Here is a 16,111-nt window from a genome sequence, read left to right as displayed (position 1 = left end):
TCGAACGGCGGGAGAAGCTACACCGTCGGGGTTCGCGTCGGTACCGAGTCGGTCGTGGTCGGCACGGCCACCGCCTTCATGCCGGGGTGGTCGCGTTCGAGCGCGGCACCTTCCATGTCGACGTTCGGCAGCAGGCGGTCGAGCCATCGCGGCAGCCACCACGCCGAGCGTCCGAGCAGGTGCATGAGGGCGGGCATGAGCAGCATCCGCACCACGAAGGCGTCGAGCAGCACCCCGAACGCCAACCCGAATCCGATCGAGCGGATGATCGTCGACTCCGAGAAGATGAACCCGCCGAACACCGACACCATGATGAGCGCGGCGGCGATCACGACCGAGCGGCCGGCGCGGAAGCCCTGGGCGACGGCATCCCGCGCCGAGGCCCCGTGCACATACGCCTCGCGCATGCCGGAAGCGAGGAACAGCTGATAGTCCATGGCCAGCCCGAACAGGATGCCGACGAGGATCACGGGCAGGAAGCTCAGGATCGGTCCGGTGCTGTGCAGCCCGATGATCTCGGCGCCCCAGCCGAACTGGAACACGGCCACGATCAGCCCGTAGGTCGCGAACAGGGAGAGGACGAACCCGCCCGTGGCGATGATCGGCACGAGCAGCGACCGGAACACCACGATCATGATGAGCAGGGAGAGCCCGACCACGACCACGAGGTACAGAGGCAGGACTCCCGCCAGGGCTTCCGAGATGTCGATGTTGATCGCGGCCTGACCTGCCACACCGAGGGTGATCCCGTCGTCGATCGCCGGCATCGAGCGCAGGTCCTGCACGAGTGTCTCGGTCGACGCGCTGTTCGGTCCCTCCTCCGGCACGACCTGGAACGCGAGCAGGGTGTTGTCGTCGGAGGTCGCGATCGGTGCGACGGCGACCACGTCGTCCTGGTCGGCGATGGCCTGCGCGATCGTGACCTGCGTGGCGAGCAGGTCGTCGTCGCTGACCGCGTCGTCCAGGGTCGCGGTGACGAGCAGAGGGCCGTTCGCGCCCGCGCCGAACTGTTCGTCGACGGTCTGGAAGGCGCGGTAGCTGGTGGAGTCGCTCGGCTCGCTCGAACCGTCCGGCAGTCCGAGTCGCATCGACATTGCGGGGATCGCGATGATCAGCAGGGCGACGACACTCACGACGGCGGTGACCACGGCTCGGAGCGTCGACATGCGCTTCACCGGCTTGCCCGCGGCGTGCTCCTCGCCGATCGTGCCGCGCGCGCGACGGCTGAGCAGGCGCGGACCGACGAGGCCGAGGATGGCGGGGGCGAGGGTGATCGCGACGAGCACGGCCACCGCGACGCACACCGCGCCGACCGTTCCCATGAGGCCGAGGAAGGGGACGCCGGTGACGTTGAGGGCGAGGAGGGCGACGATCACCGTCGTGCCGGCGAAGACGACGGCCGTGCCGGAGGTTCCCGTCGCGAGACCGATGGACTCTCGCACCGGGACGCCGGCGAGCATCTGCTTGCGGTGTCGGTTCACGATGAACAGGGAGTAGTCGATGCCCACCGCGAGGCCGAGCATGACACCGAGGACCGGCGTCACCGAGGCCATGTTCACCACGCCCGAGAACGCGAGGGATGCCGTCACGCCGACGCCCACACCGACGATGGCCGTGACGATCGGGAGAGCGGCGGCGAGGAGCGAGCCCAGCATCACGATGAGGACGATCGCGGCGAACGCGAGACCGACAGCCTCTCCGACGCCGAAGATCTCCGGGACGCCCTGTGCGATGTCGGTGCCGAAGTCGACCTCGACGCCGTCGATCGGTGCGGACTCGAAGTGGTCGATCGCGCCCTGCTTCACCTCTTCGGAGAGCTCGAGACGCGGGTCGACGAAGGAGATGTTGACGATGGCGGTCGATCCGTCTTCGGAGACCACGCCGATGCCGTCCGAGAGGGCGAGGAGGGTCGTGCCCAGCTCGACCTGATCGGAGTTCTCGTCCAGTTCGATTCTCTTCGACGCGAGAGTCGCCTGCTGGGCCTCGAGTTCGGCCGCCTGTGCGTTCAGCGCGGCCAGCTGCGCATCGAGGGCGGCCAGCTGCTCGGGGCCGGCTCCGGACTGCTCCGCCTGGGCGCGGGCGGCGGTGAGCTGCGCGATCCCGGCCTCGAGCTGAGCCCTGCCGTCATCGAGCTGGGTCTGGGCCGCATCCAGCTGCGTGCGGCCGTCGGTGATCTGCGCCTGACCGTCGGCGAGCTTCTGCGCCTGCTCGTCCTGCTGCTGCTGCGCGTCGAAGGGGTCGATCACCCGGGCGACGCCGTCGAGGTCCTCCGCGCTCACGGCGAGGTCGGAGATCTCCTGCTTCTGCTCGTCGGTGAACGGCGATCCGTCTTCGGTCCGGTAGACGACGGTGCCCGTGCCGCCGGCGGTGTCGGGGAGCTTGTCGGCGAGCTCGTCGGTCACGGCGCCGGAGGCGGTGCCGGGGATGTCGAAGCTGTTGCTCAGCGTGCCGCCGAGGGTGAGGAAGGCACCGACGCCGAGGCCGAGGATCACGACCCACGAGACGATCACCGTCCAGGCCTTGCGCGCAGCGAACGAACCCAGACGGTACAGCAGTGATGCCACAGTGGTCTCCTTCAGACTCAAAGATCATACGGCACGTCTCGTCTAGGGATCTGTGGCTATCCTGAGTCCATGGTCAACGAGCATCGCAGCGGGCCCGTGCGCAGCACCGCGGCGCGCGAAGCGATCCTCGACGCGACCTCCCGCCTGTTCCACGCCCAGGGGTACGACCGGCTCACGATCGAGGGCATCGCCAAGGAAGCCGGGGTGGGCAAGCAGACCATCTATCGCTGGTGGCCGTCGCGGGGTGCGCTGATCGCGGACTGCCTGGTCGACGGGCGCCTCATCCCCGTCGATTTCGTCGTGCCGGACACGGGTGACCTGTTCGCCGACGTCGAGGCATGGCTGCAGTCGGTCTTCCGAATCCTCGAGACGACGCAGGGTCAGGCGTTGCTGCAGTCGCTGGTCGCCGCCGCCGCGGAGGATGCCGCGGTCGGCGCTCACCTCGGAGGAAGCCTCGGCGTCGAGCAGCATCTCTCCGAGCGTCTGCGCGGCGGGATCCGCGACGGCGAGCTGCCGGAAGACGCGCCCGTCACCCAGATCGGTCGGGCGATCCTCGGGGCGATCATCGTGGAGTCGCTCGGTCGCGAGAGCCACGGACCCGGCGGGATCATCGAGCTGATCCGGTACCTCTTCACGCGCTGAGTCGCGCGTGTGTCGTGCGGTCGGCGTTGAGTCTCAGCCGAGGAGCAGCGTCAGCACCGTCGCGCCGCCACCGGCGAGGATCAGCGCGATGATGACCGTCCACGCGACGATGCGGATGCGCCGGTTGCGCTTCTCGCCGAGGTCGCCGTAGTCCTCGCTCAGGTTGTCGCTCATGCGCTGACCTCCGTGACGGTCGGACCGAAGTAGGACGGGAGCGTGGCCTGCGAGCGCTCGCGGAGCTCGGCGACCGAGACGGTGAAGACGCCCTGGACCTCGAGCTTCGCGCCCTCGTCGTCCGTCACGCCGATGCGCATCACCGGGTAGTCGCGTCCCTCGCAGAGGCCGCGGAACTTCACGTCGTCCTCACGGGGCACGGTCACCAGCACGCGGCCGGTCGACTCGGAGAACAGCGCGGATGCGGCATCCACCCCATCGCGCTCGATGATCTCGTTCAGCCAGACGCGGGCGCCGACGCCGAAACGCATGACGCCCTCGGCGAGGCCCTGCGCGAGGCCACCCTCGGAGAGGTCGTGCGCCGAGGAGATCAGCCACTCGTCGCGAGCCGCAGAGAGCAGACCGGCGAGGCGCTTCTCCGCCGCGAGGTCGACCGCAGGCGGCAGACCGCCGAGGTGCTGGTGCACCACGTCCGCCCATGCGGAACCGGAGAGCTCGGTCGAGGTGGTGCCGAGCAGGTAGATGTTCTGGCCCTCGTCCTGCCAGCCGGAGGGGATGCGGCGCGAGACGTCGTCGATGATGCCGAGCACGCCGACCAGCGGGGTCGGGTGGATCGGCACGTCGCCGGTCTGGTTGTAGAACGAGACGTTGCCGCCGGTGACCGGGGTTCCCAGCTCGTAGCATCCGTCGGCCAGGCCGTCGACCGTCTGGCCGAACTGCCACATGACCTCGGGGTTCTCGGGCGAGCCGAAGTTGAGGCAGTCGGTGATCGCGGTCGGCACAGCACCGGTGACGGCGACGTTGCGGTACGCCTCGGCGAGGGCCAACTGCGCTCCTGCGTACGGGTCGAGCTGGCAGTAGCGGCCGTTGGCGTCGGTCGAGACCGCGAAGCCGAGGCCGGACTCCTCGTCGACGCGGATCATGCCGGCGTCGTCGGGGAAGCTCAGCGCGGTGTTGCCGAGCACGTAGTAGTCGTACTGGTTGGTGATCCAGCTCGTGTCGGCGAGGTTCGGCGAGGCGACGATGTCGAGGAACTGCTCGCGCAGCGTCTCCGGGTCGTTCGAGCGGGGGAGGTTCTCGGCGGCGTCTGCCTGGAGGGCGTCGATCCACGTCGGGTAGGCGACCGGGCGGTCGTAGACGGGGCCGTCGACCGCGACCGTCGAGGGGTCGACGTCGACGATGCGCTCGCCCTGCCAGTCGATGATGAGGCGTCCGTCACCGGTGACCTCGCCGAGCACGGAGGTTTCGACCTCCCACTTGTTCACGACCTCGAGGAACGCGTCGAGCTTCTCGGGCGCGACGATCGCCATCATGCGCTCCTGCGACTCCGACATGAGGATCTCCTCAGCCGTGAGCGTGGGGTCGCGCAGCAGGACGTTGTCGAGCGAGACCTTCATGCCGCTGTTGCCGTTGGCCGCCAGCTCGCTGGTCGCGCAGGAGATGCCGGCGGCGCCCAGGTCCTGGATCGCCTCGACGAGCTCGCCGCGGTACAGCTCGAGGCAGCACTCGATCAGCACCTTCTCGGCGAAGGGGTCGCCCACCTGCACCGCGGGGCGCTTGGTCGGCCCGGTGGAGTCGAAGGAGTCGGAGGCGAGGATGCTCGCGCCGCCGATGCCGTCGCCACCCGTGCGGGCACCGAACAGGACGACCTTGTTGCCGACGCCGGTCGCGTTGGCGAGCTTGAGGTCTTCGTGACGCAGCACCCCCACCGCGAGCGCGTTCACGAGCGGGTTGGCCTGGTAGACGGCGTCGAAGACCGTCTCGCCGCCGATGTTCGGGAGGCCCAGGCAGTTGCCGTAGAAGCTGATGCCGCTGGTCACACCATGCACGACGCGGGCGGTGTCAGGATGGTCGACCGCACCGAAGCGCAGGGCGTCCATGACCGCGACCGGGCGGGCGCCCATCGAGATGATGTCGCGGACGATGCCGCCGACGCCGGTCGCCGCACCCTGGAAGGGCTCGATGAACGACGGGTGGTTGTGCGACTCGGCCTTGAAGGTGACGGCCCAGCCCTCGCCGACGTCGACGACGCCCGCGTTCTGGCCCATGCCCACCATGAGGCGTTCCTTCATCTCGTCGGAGACCTTCTGGCCGAAGCGGCGCAGGTAGTTCTTCGACGACTTGTAGGAGCAGTGCTCCGACCACATCACGGAGTACATCGCCAGCTCGCCCGAGGTGGGCCGGCGGCCGAGGATCTCCTTGATGCGCTCGTACTCATCGGGCTTGAGTCCGAGGGCCCCGTAGGGCTGCTCCTTCTCGGGCGTCGCGATCGCGTTCTCGACGGAGTCGGGGACGTGCTGGGGGGAAGGTGCAGGGGCGGTGGTCACGCGCACTCCAAGGGAAGGGGCCGGCGGGGCATGTCCAGTCTACCGGCGCGGGTTCGGCCCCGATTCCTGGCGGGCGTCATCGGATCGTTGCACTCGGCTCCGTCGAAGCCGTCGCCAGGCTTCGTAGGGTGGCGGTATGCGCCTGCGTTCTCTCGCCCTTCTCGGTGTCGCCGCCGTCATCGTGCTGTCCGGATGTAGTCCTGAGCCGGTGGTCCCACCGAGCCCGTCGGCGTCGTCTCAGGCGCCGACGCCGACGCCCACCCAGGAGCCGATCGTCGCTCCCGAAGCCGCGTTCGATGTGACGTGCGACGATGTGTCCGGCGTCGTGATCTCCCTGCTGGGTGCCTCGGTCGAAGGGGAGAAGGACGCGCTGCTGCAGGTCAACGCGCCGAACTGGTATCCCGGACCCCCACAGTTCATGATGCAGCGGGCGGGCGGCATCGGGTGCTCAGCCGGGGACCCGGTGAGCTCCGGCGCCGAGGGGAGCATGGATCTCGTCTGGGAGATCGTGATCGTTCCGAATGCGCAGGTCATCGTCGACGGCGTCGTCACGCGAGGGGGGCGGTTTCCTGAGCGCGAAGACGTCTGGTGTGGTGACGGCCACTGCCAGGTCAGCCTCCGCGACGGTGACGTGCTGATGACGGGGATGCTCCGAGCATCGGGGCTCGTCGAGAGCGACGCCGACCGTGTGCGGACCGCGATGGCGGGGCTGCTGGCATCGGCCTCCGGAACACTCCGCGACGTCGAGTAAGGGGCGAGTGAGGTCGCCGGATTGGCGTGTGAGAGCCTTCTCACCGCAGAAGAGCTGACTGAGCAGCTGGGCACGCCTGTCGAGATCGTCGATCACACCCGGCTGGGAGGGTGGGGCGTTCCCGCTGAGGTGTACTACGTGAACGGCGGGGGCCGCTACTGCATGTACGCCGAAGGGCAGGACGTCTACAACGACGCCACGTTGCTCTCGTTCACAACCCTCCCTTCGGGTGCGTGGGCGTTCGAGACGCTCGATGGTGAGACCCCTGTCACCGTTGCGGGTGCGGATGCTGCGCTCTCCGGCGTCGACTTCTACGGCCGGCCGGTGCTGGATGTACGCGTCGGACTCGACTGGCTCCGTTTCGTGACTCCCGAGGGCTCCGACGCATCCGCGATGACTCCCATCGCCGAGATGGCCATCCAGCACCTCACGCGAGGACGCCCTGCCCCGCAGTGATCGAGGCGTGTCGCTCGGGAGGGCACGGATCAGGACGACTCCGCTGCGCCCGCTGCGACCGCCGCGGCGATGCGCCGCTCGGACGACGCTCTTCCTGAGTTGTGAACGGCTGTCGCGGTGAACAACTCCTCAAATGCGGGGTCGTTTCGGTCCGCAGACGGCCATCCGGCGTCGAACACGCACGTTTTTGAGGAGTTGTGAACGCGGCTGCGTGAAGCCGGGCCACGGCCACGTGCCTGGCCACGCGCGGCCAGGTTCGTGCGGACCGACGCGCGATCCCGCCACGGGTCGACGGATCCCCTGGAATGGGGGGTTGTCGAGAGAAAACCGTTCACATGAACGGTTTTCTGCGCTATCGTCGGTGCACGGCGCAGCGAGGCGTCGCCTGAGCGGGGCAGAGCTGTCCTGTGGAACGGAGCAGAGCACATGAACGACCGTCGAGCCTTCGACCGGCGCACCTTTCTCGTGGCCGGGGCGGCCTCGCTGGCGACCGTCGCGATGACCCCTGCGCTCCCGGCTGCTGCCGCACCCGTCGAGTCGCCGGTCGCGGCGCCCGCTCTTCTTCGCGGCGGCCTGAACGCGCAGACGCGCCGATTCGACACGCGCCAGGTGCGGGGGTGGGCGGCCGACACCTGGCGGAGCCTCGTCGCGATGACCGACCCGCGCACCGGCCTCCCCGCCGACAACATCACCGAGGGGCTCAGCGTCGGGGAGCGCTCCGGCTACACGTCTCCGACGAACATCGGTGGCTATCTGTGGTCGACGCTCGTCGCCCGAGAACTCGGCCTCATCTCACGGGGCGAAGCGACCGGGCGTCTCATCCGCACCCTGAAGACCCTCGACCGCATGGAGCATCACGCCCCGAGCGGCATGTACTACAACTGGTATGACGAAGCCACGGGCAAGGCGCTGCGCACGTGGCCCGATTCGGGCGATGTCATCCATCCTTTCTGCTCCAGCGTCGACAACGGATGGCTGGGTGCCGCGCTGCTCACGGTGAAGAACGCGGATCGGGGCGCGGCGCACTGGGCGTCCAAGGCCTTCGACCGGATGCGGTGGGACGCGTTCTACAACGACAACAGCGACCCCGAGCACCTGGTGCGCGAGGGCGGACTCATCCACGGCGGCTTCTTCCCCTTCGACCACGACCGGCCGGGCGGCGTCTACCGGGGCACGCACGTCGGCGGCGAACCGGTGTGGCTGACCACGCACCACTACGACACCGTGGTGTCCGAGACGCGCATCACCACCTATCTCGGGATCATCACGGGACAGATCCCCGGAAAGCAGTACTACGCGTCCTGGCGCACCTTCCCGGCCTCCTGTGACTGGTCGTGGCACGAGATGCAGCCCGTGGGTGAGAGTCGCACCTACTTCGGTCTCGACGTCTACGAAGGCGCGTACACCTACCGCGGGATGCGCATCGTGCCGGGCTGGGGCGGCAGCATGTTCGAGGAGCTCATGCCCGACGTGTTCGTGCCGGAGGCCCGGTGGGCGCCCGGGAGCTGGGGGCGCAATCACCCGCTGCACGTGCGGGCGCAGCGCGAGCACGGTCTCGACGAGGCCGGCTACGGCTATTGGGGGTTCAGCCCGTCGAGCAACCCGGCAGGCGGGTACCGCGAGTACGGCGTCGACGCGCTCGGACTCAACCCCGACGGTTACCTGTCCGACCAGGAGGGAACGAATTTCGACCCCGGCTTCGGCGACTGTCGGCCGGCGACGAACCCGACACCGACCTACGGAGACGGCGTGGTCACCCCGCACGCCGCGTTCCTCGCGATGATGCACGAGCCGGCGGAGGCGTTCACGAACCTCGCGAACATCCAGCGGGACTTCGACGCGTACGGGCGCGGCGGCTTCTTCGACGCCGTCGCCGTGCGATCGGGCACGGTCTCCCGTCGTCACCTCTCGCTCGATCAGGCGATGGTGATGGGCGCGATCGGCAACGTGCTCTGTGACGGCGTCGTCCGTCGAGGCTTCGCGACGCGGGCCGTCGAAAACCGGCTCCGCCCGGTCATCGGTATCGAGAGGTTCGGTGCCGGACGCGCCTGAGCAGCGTCCGCCAGGCGTCGACAAGAAGCAAGACCCCATCAGATCGGAAGGCGATCACATGAGAATCAACAAGAGACTGGCGGCGTTCGCGCTCGTCGGCGTGACACTGGCGACATTGACGGCCTGCGGGAGGGCGGATGCCGGGCCCGCGGAGGGCGGAGGAGCGGAGGACATCTCCGACGGACCGGCCACCGGCAGCCTCACCGTCTGGGCCATGGGAGCCGAGGGGGAGAACCTCGACGAGCTGACGAAGACCTTCGAGGAACAGAACCCCGACGTCGACGTCGAGGTCACCGCGGTGCCCTGGGGTTCTGCGCACGACAAGTTCATCGCCGCGATCGCGTCAGGCACCACACCGGACGTGGCTCAGGTGGGCACGACCTGGATGGGTGAGTTCGCCGGCCTGAACGCGCTCGACCCGGTGCCCGCGCAGATCGACGACAGCGTCTTCTTCGAGGGCGCGAACGCCACGAACCTGGTGGACGGCGTCTCCTACGGCGTGCCGTGGTACGTCGAGACCCGCGTCGTGTTCTACCGCACTGACATCGCCGAGGCCGCCGGCATCACCGAGCCGCCGACGGACTGGGACGGACTGCACGACATGGCGGCCGCAATGAAGACGCAGCCGGGAGTGGACTGGGGCATCAGCCTGCAGCCCGGCGGAACCGGTTCCTGGCAGACGCTGCTCCCGTTCATGTGGCAGGCGGGCGGCGACATCACGAACGACGCCCTGACCGAGTTCACGTTCGACTCTCCGGAGAACGCGGACGCGTTGTCCTATTACCAGTCGTTCTTCACCGACGGTCTCGCCGACAGCGCCCCCACCGAGGGCACGACGGAGGCGGACTTCGTCGATGGCCGTGTGCCGATGTTCATCTCCGGTCCCTGGATGATCGGCAGCGTCGAAGCGCTGGGCGGCGAGGGATTCGCCGACAAATACGGCGTCGCGGTGATGCCCTCTGCCGAGAAGGAGGCCTCGTTCGTCGGCGGCTCGAACCTCGGCGTGTTCTCGAACACGAAGAACCGGGATGCCGCGTGGAAGCTCGTGCAGTTCCTCACCGAGGAGGAGACCCAGGCCTCGTGGTTCGACATCGTCGGCGACCTGCCTTCCGTCAAGGGGGCATGGACGACCGATGCATTGAAGTCGGATGAGAAGCTCGCCGTCTTCGGGACGCAGCTCGAGACCGCGAAGGCACCGCCGTCGATCACGACGTGGGAGCAGATCGCGACGAGCCTCGACGCGCAGGTGGAGGCCGTCACCAAGACCGGGTCGGATCCGGCGGAGGCGCTCCGAGCCGTGCAGCAGGAGGCCACATCGATCGGGTTCGGCGGCGAATGACCGTCGCCGCTCGGCAGCCTCGCTCGGGTCGAAGCAGGAGCTTCCGCTCGAGCGAGGCACGGGCGGGCCTGATCCTCGCCCTCCCCTTCTGCCTCCTGTTCGGGGTCTTCACCGTCTGGCCCGTGTTCCAGTCGATGTTCATGAGCTTCACCGATACTCGGGTGACCGACATCAAGACTCCGTTCAACGTCGGCTTCGTCGGCCTGGACAACTACGCCAAGGCTCTCGGAGACCCGCTGTTCCTGCGCGCCGCCACCAACACCGCCGTGTTCGTGGCGGTCGGGGTCCCGCTGACGATAGCGGTGGCGCTGCTCGCGGCCGTCGTGCTCGACAAGGGCATCAAGCGCTTCCGCAACTTCTTCCGGGTGGGCTTCTACACACCCGTGATCACCAGCATCGTGGCGGTCGCGGTGGTGTGGAAGTTCCTCTATCAGCCGGACAACGGTCTCATCAACACCGTGCTCGGATGGGTGGGGATCGACGGGCCGCACTGGCTCGGAGACCAGCGCACCGCGCTGGCCTCGCTGATCGTCATGGCTGTGTGGCGGAACTTCGGCACCGGGATGATCATCTTCCTCGCGGGCCTGCAGGCTGTGCCGCCGTCGCTCCTGGAGGCAGGCTCCCTCGACGGCGCCGGTGCATGGAAGCGCTTCTGGCACATCACGTTGCCGACGCTGCGGCCGACGATGCTGTTCGTCGTCGTCACCACCACGATCGGATACCTGCAGTTCTTCGAGGAACCGTTCGTCATGACCGACGGCGGTCCGCTCAACAGCACCCTCTCCGTGTCGCTGTACACCTACCGGCAGTTCGGATTCGGCAACTTCGGGCTCGCGGGCGCGATGGCGTACATCACGTTCATCGTCGTCATCGTCGTCACTTTCATCCAGTTCCGTGTGAGTAGAGAGAAGAGCTGATGCGCGCATCCCGGAACCGGGTGTGGATCTACATCGCGGTGATCCTCGCTTTCGTGATCGTCGTGATGCCGTTCCTCTGGATGGTGCTCGGCGCGTTCAAGACTCAGGGCGAGCTCCTCGCGTCGCCGCCGACCTGGTGGCCGGCGAACCCGACGTTCGACAACTTCGTGCGACTATTCGAGCGGCTCGACTTCGGACGGTTCTTCTTCAACTCGGCGACCGTGGCCGTCGTCGTCACCACGGGCAACATCCTCTTCTGTTCGATGCTCGGGTACGCACTGGCGATGCTGGACTTCCCGGGCAAGAAGGCGATCTTCATCGCGGTGCTCGGCACGTTGATGATCCCGGGGCTGGTCGTGTTCATCCCGCAGTTCGTCCTCGTGGTCAATCTCGGACTCGCCGACACGCTGACGGCGTTGTTCATCCCGTTCCTCGCCGGCGCGTTCGGGGTGTTCCTGATGCGACAGTTCTTCCTGGGCACTCCGCGCGACCTCCTGGAGGCGGCGCGACTCGATGGCGCGGGGGAGTTCCGGATCTTCTTCCGTGTGTACCTGCCCCTGGCGGGCCCCGCCATCGCCACGCTCGCGACCCTCACCTTCCTCGGCTCCTGGAACAACTTCCTCTGGCCGCTCGTCGTCGCCAGCAGTGAGAAGACCTACACGCTGCCGGTCGCGCTGTCGCTGGTGTCGACGGGGCAGAACGCGACGGACTTCGGCCTGCTGCTCGCGGGCGCGACGGTCGTCGTGCTGCCGGTCCTGGTCGTCTTCCTCTTCTTCCAGCGATTCATCATCGAGGGCATCGCCACCAGCGGCATCAAGTGATCGTCGCCGCACCGCCCACACCCCAGAGAGATTGAAGGAAAGTGCACTACTCCCTCCCCGTCATCCGAGCGCAGTTCACGTCGGCAGGAGCCCTGGGCTCTCTGCAGGCCGGGCCCCTCAGTCTGCTGCAGTATCCGGCCAGCGAGCTCGAACCGGGGCCGCACCAGGTCTGGCTCCGGTTCCGCAGCGCGGAGGGGGTGCACGCGCATCCGCTCACCGGTCCCGCGTGCGAGGGCCGGGTCGCTCGCGGTGACGGCTCGGCGCTGGTCTCGGGGACGACCCGCGGAGTGGAGTGGCAGGTGTGGTGGGAGCACCCCGCAGACGGTGTCGCCGGCTGGAGCGTCCACCTCCGCAACGCCGGGTCCGAGCCGGTCGCGCTGGACGTCGTGCACCTGATCGATCCGGCATTGACCGCGGCCGAGAGCCTGCGTGAGAACGAGTTCTACGTGTCGGACTACCTCGATGTCCAGCCGCTCGGCGAGCCGGAGGTCGCGTGGCTCGCCGTCCGGCAGAGCATGCCGGGACCGAGGAATCCGTGGATGGCCGTGGGGAGCACCGAGCGGGTGGTGGGGTGGTGCACGGATGCCCGACAGCTGGCGTTCCCTGACGGAGGACTCGATCTCTCGCGGGACCTTCCGTCCCGCCGCCTGCAGGGCGAGCACACGTTGCTGGGCCTGCAGACGGAGACTCGGACGCTGGCGTGCGGCGAGACCCGTGCGTTGAGGTTTCCCGTCGTGGTCGTGGACGACCATCCCGGCCGGACGGACGCGAGTGACCTGGCGTTCGTGGACGCGATCGATGGAGGAGCGCCGTGGCGCACGGAGCCGCCGCAGCTCGGACCCCTCGCCGCCGTCGTGCCGACGCTCTTCAGCCCGGTGCGCACGGCGATCGTCGAGGACCTGTCCGAGGAGGACTTCCTCGCGGTGGGCGGCGCGGACGCCGAGGGGGTGGAAGACGGGCCGGACGGCGCCTGGGCGTACTGGGCGAGCGGCCGCCACGTCGTGTCCGGCGCGAAGGAGCGTGCCGTCATGCGTCCGCACGGTCACATCTCGCGGGTGTCGGCGGGCCCGCATCCCGCTGATCTCACGGTCGCCTCCACGGCGTGGATGAACGGTGTCTTCGCCTCGCAGCTCACGATCGGGCATGCCAGCGCTGCGCCGCTCCTCTCGGTGCGGCGCAGCGCCGTCGGGCTCAAGCGCGCCGATGGGCTGCGGCTCTTCGTCCGCGGAACCACCGGCCCGTGGCTGATGCTCGGCACCCCGAGCGCGTGGATCGTCGACGGCCCCCGGGCCCGCTGGGTCTATCGGTGGGATGGACGGCACATCGAGGTGGTCAGCACACTGACCCTGCGGGAGCTGATCGTCGAGGTGGAGGTCGTCGAAGGCCCGCCCATCGAGCTCCTCGTATCGGCCCATGCCGATGCGGTCACGGCCTCCGGAGAGGACGGCTCGCTGTTCGCCGACGGCCGCAGCCGTGACGACCGGTGGCGGGCGAGGGTCCATCCGGCGGGGACGGTGTTCCGGCACCGCATCGTGCTCGTCGATCAGGCGGACGCGGGTGAGCGTGAGGCGCTGTGGCGTGCTCCCGAGCTTCACGGCGATGACGAGAGCATCCGCCGCCTGAACCGCATCCTGCCGTCGTTCGTCGCGGACGCGGCCATTCACTACCAGGCGCCGCGAGGGCTCGAGCAGTTCACGGGCGGCGCATGGGGTACCCGTGACGTCAGTCAGGGACCGGTGGGACTGCTCCTGGCCACCGACAGTCCGGCAGTGCTGCGCGACGTGCTGCTCACGGTGTTCTCCGCGCAGCAGACCGACGGCGACTGGCCCCAGTGGTTCCAGTACCTCCGTGACCATCGTGCACCCGGCCATCGGGACAGCCACGGCGACGTGATCTATTGGCCGCTCCTGGCGCTGGGGGAGTACCTGGAGGCGACGGGGGACGACGGCATCCTGCACGAGCGGGTGTCGTCCGTCGGGACGGACGAACTGTCGCCGCCCTCATCGATCCTCGAACACGTGGAGGCGGCGTTCGGCCGACTGGCATCGCGCCGCAGCGCCGACCCGCGACTGCCTGCCTATGGGCACGGAGACTGGAACGACGCCCTTCAGCCGGCCAGCCCCGCCCTCGCGGCCTCGCTGTGCTCGACCTGGACGACCGAGCTGGAGATCAAGGCGCTCGAGACGCTCGGGCCCCGTCTCGCCGATGCAGCCCCTGACCTGGCCGACCGGATGGCGTCGCTCGCGGCCGGCACGCGCAGCGCGTTCCGCGAGCGCCTCCTCGTGGACGGGGAGCTGTGCGGGTACTCGATCATCACCTCGGACGGACTCGAGCCGCTCGTGCATCCCGCGGACGACCGGACGCACATCGGGCACGGATCCCTGCAGGTGATCCACGCGATCGGCGACGAGCTGCTCACCCCCGAAGAGGCCTCGCACCACCTCGCCCTCGTCGACCGGCACCTCGACGGCCCCACCGGCATCTACCTGTTCGACCGGCCCCTTCCCTATCACGGTGGGGTCACGCGGACGTTCCTGCGGGCTGAGGCGGCATCGTTCTGGGGGCGCGAGATCGGGCTCATGTACTCGCATGCCCACACCCGGTGGGTGCAGGCGCTGCTGCGACTCGGCTTGGCGGAGCGGGCGTGGAAGGCGTTGCAGCTGCTGATACCGCAGGGGGTGCGATCGGCTGTGCCCGGAGCCGCGGCGCGGCAGTCGGATTGCTACTACTCGTCCTCCGATGCGGGGTTCGTCGACCGCTATGAGGCGCAGGAGCACCCGGACCGTCTCTTCGATCCGGAGTTCTCGTTCGAGGGAGGGTGGCGCGTGTATTCGTCCGGGCCGGGACTCATCCTGCGGATCCTGGTCGAAGAGGTGCTCGGATGCCGGTGGACCGTGCACGGGCTCCAGGTCGACCCCGTGCTCCCCGGGGTGTTCGACGGCTCCTCGGCGCAGATACGGTGCGGAGGCAGAGACGTCATCGCGACCTACCGGGTCACGGGGGAAGGGCACGGTGTGCGGCGCGTGCTGCTCGACGGACGCCCCGTCGACACGACCCCTGTGCCGCGACGATACCGGCGGGGTGGAGTGTTGATTCCGCGCGCGACCTGGGAGGCGCAGGAGGCCGGCGAGGTGCGCCTCACGATCGAGGTGGGCTGATCCCGGTCACGCCTCCGCGGCGGGCGATTCCTCCGGCGCATCCGACGGGAGGAAGTATCCGCGCACGAACTCCTCGAAGAGCGGCACCATGTCGACGGACTCGTCGAGCAGCCACTGCAGCTGGATCCCGTCCATCACCGCACTGATCAGCCGCCCCGCGAGGTCCGGGTCGAGGTCGGTGCGCACTTCGCCCGCCTCCTGCGCCCGGCGGAGGAGGTCCCCCGCCCGGTCGGCCGCGGAGCGGTAGCGGTCGACGAACTCGTCGTGCAGGGGGTGCTCCGGGTCGGAGGCCTCCGCCGACACGATCGCATACAACGATGCGAGGCCGCGGGATGACTGGTTGTGCGCGACGACCTTGCCGGCCTGATCGATGAGCGTGTGCTCGGCGGGCTCTCCTGCGGCTCCGCGGACGGTCTCGTCGCGTTGGTGCAGCACCTCGGCGAAGAGTTCCTCCTTGTCGGCGAAGTGGTGCATCAGTCCGGACTGCGTGAGCCCGACCCGCCGGGCGATCTCACGCATCGAGCTGTTTCGATACCCGGTGCGCGAGAACAACTCCAGCGCTTCGTCGACGATCGCCTGCCGCCGCGCCTGGCCCTTCGCGTAGCCTTTGCGCTGCTCCGCCGCGGTTCCCCGCTGCTCCGTGTCGCCTGTGTCCACCGCTGCGCTCCCGCCTCGATACCCGACTCAAAACCTAACACCTGAACGGCTTTGCAGCGGTCGCCCGATGCCGCGGTTCACAACTCAGGAGAAGTCGCCGATTCAGCCCGCGGGGGTCGATCCGGGCAGGAGGACTGCGCTCTTCCTGAGTTGTGAACGCCTGTCGCCGTGAACAACTCCTCAAAGACGGGGTCGTTTCGGTCTGAAGTCGGCCACCCGGCGTCGAACACGCACGTTTTTGAGGAGTTATGCA

At 68.5% G+C, this 16,111-nt stretch carries 12 protein-coding genes; 8 read left to right on the top strand and 4 right to left on the bottom strand.

Annotated features, from left to right (window positions below; genetic code table 11):
- Positions 1 to 17: 17 nt before the first annotated feature.
- Positions 18 to 2,564 (bottom strand): MMPL family transporter, encoded by a 2,547-nt coding sequence (locus tag KV397_RS15860; RefSeq protein WP_261811707.1) that lies wholly within the window; start codon positions 2,562 to 2,564, stop codon positions 18 to 20.
- A gap of 69 nt (positions 2,565 to 2,633) precedes the next feature.
- On the opposite strand from KV397_RS15860, the gene KV397_RS15855 reads away from it, so the two are divergent.
- The gene (locus KV397_RS15855) at positions 2,634 to 3,206 is read left to right on the top strand and encodes a TetR/AcrR family transcriptional regulator (protein ID WP_131493047.1); all 573 of its coding nucleotides are present in this window, start codon (positions 2,634 to 2,636) and stop codon (positions 3,204 to 3,206) included.
- Positions 3,207 to 3,239: 33 nt separating this feature from the next.
- Here the strand turns inward: KV397_RS15855 and KV397_RS15850 are convergent, their stop codons facing one another.
- Positions 3,240 to 3,380: a hypothetical protein gene (locus tag KV397_RS15850; RefSeq protein ID WP_165875457.1), complete on the bottom strand. Its 141-nt coding sequence runs from the start codon at positions 3,378 to 3,380 to the stop codon at positions 3,240 to 3,242.
- On the bottom strand, positions 3,377 to 5,707 hold the full coding sequence (purL, locus tag KV397_RS15845; RefSeq protein ID WP_261811706.1) for a phosphoribosylformylglycinamidine synthase subunit PurL: 2,331 nt from the start codon (positions 5,705 to 5,707) through the stop codon (positions 3,377 to 3,379). The genes KV397_RS15850 and purL overlap by 4 nt, the downstream gene beginning before the upstream one ends.
- Positions 5,708 to 5,843: 136 nt before the next feature.
- On the opposite strand from purL, the gene KV397_RS15840 reads away from it, so the two are divergent.
- The 7 genes from KV397_RS15840 (at position 5,844) to KV397_RS15810 (ending at position 15,201) form a co-directional block, all read left to right on the top strand.
- Complete coding sequence (locus KV397_RS15840; protein WP_261811705.1) at positions 5,844 to 6,458, top strand: hypothetical protein; 615 nt, start codon at positions 5,844 to 5,846, stop codon at positions 6,456 to 6,458.
- Between the two features lie 21 nt (positions 6,459 to 6,479).
- Positions 6,480 to 6,914 carry a hypothetical protein gene (locus tag KV397_RS15835; protein ID WP_261811704.1) on the top strand — a complete coding sequence of 145 codons (435 nt, stop codon included), beginning with the start codon at positions 6,480 to 6,482 and terminating at the stop codon, positions 6,912 to 6,914.
- Positions 6,915 to 7,340: 426 nt separating this feature from the next.
- Complete coding sequence (locus KV397_RS15830; RefSeq protein ID WP_261811703.1) at positions 7,341 to 8,966, top strand: glucoamylase family protein; 1,626 nt, start codon at positions 7,341 to 7,343, stop codon at positions 8,964 to 8,966.
- A 58-nt stretch (positions 8,967 to 9,024) separates the two neighbouring features.
- Complete coding sequence (locus KV397_RS15825) at positions 9,025 to 10,305, top strand: sugar ABC transporter substrate-binding protein (protein ID WP_261811702.1); 1,281 nt, start codon at positions 9,025 to 9,027, stop codon at positions 10,303 to 10,305.
- A complete protein-coding gene (locus tag KV397_RS15820; protein ID WP_081997053.1) occupies positions 10,302 to 11,222 on the top strand; it encodes a carbohydrate ABC transporter permease in 921 nt (306 codons plus the stop codon). Before KV397_RS15825 ends, KV397_RS15820 begins: the two co-directional genes overlap by 4 nt.
- Positions 11,222 to 12,043: a carbohydrate ABC transporter permease gene (locus KV397_RS15815; protein WP_047523687.1), complete on the top strand. Its 822-nt coding sequence runs from the start codon at positions 11,222 to 11,224 to the stop codon at positions 12,041 to 12,043. The genes KV397_RS15820 and KV397_RS15815 overlap by 1 nt, the downstream gene beginning before the upstream one ends.
- Before the next feature lie 41 nt (positions 12,044 to 12,084).
- Entirely contained in the window at positions 12,085 to 15,201 is a 3,117-nt protein-coding gene (locus KV397_RS15810) for a cellobiose phosphorylase (RefSeq protein ID WP_261811701.1), read from the top strand.
- A 6-nt stretch (positions 15,202 to 15,207) separates the two neighbouring features.
- Here the strand turns inward: KV397_RS15810 and KV397_RS15805 are convergent, their stop codons facing one another.
- Complete coding sequence (locus KV397_RS15805; RefSeq protein ID WP_261811700.1) at positions 15,208 to 15,858, bottom strand: TetR/AcrR family transcriptional regulator; 651 nt, start codon at positions 15,856 to 15,858, stop codon at positions 15,208 to 15,210.
- Positions 15,859 to 16,111: the final 253 nt, after the last annotated feature.

The sequence above is a fragment of the Microbacterium aurugineum genome, from assembly GCF_023101205.1.
GTDB classification, from domain to species: Bacteria; Actinomycetota; Actinomycetes; order Actinomycetales; family Microbacteriaceae; genus Microbacterium; species Microbacterium aurugineum.
Note: the sequence above shows the minus strand (reverse complement) of the source record. Positions and strands in the feature narration are given on the sequence as shown.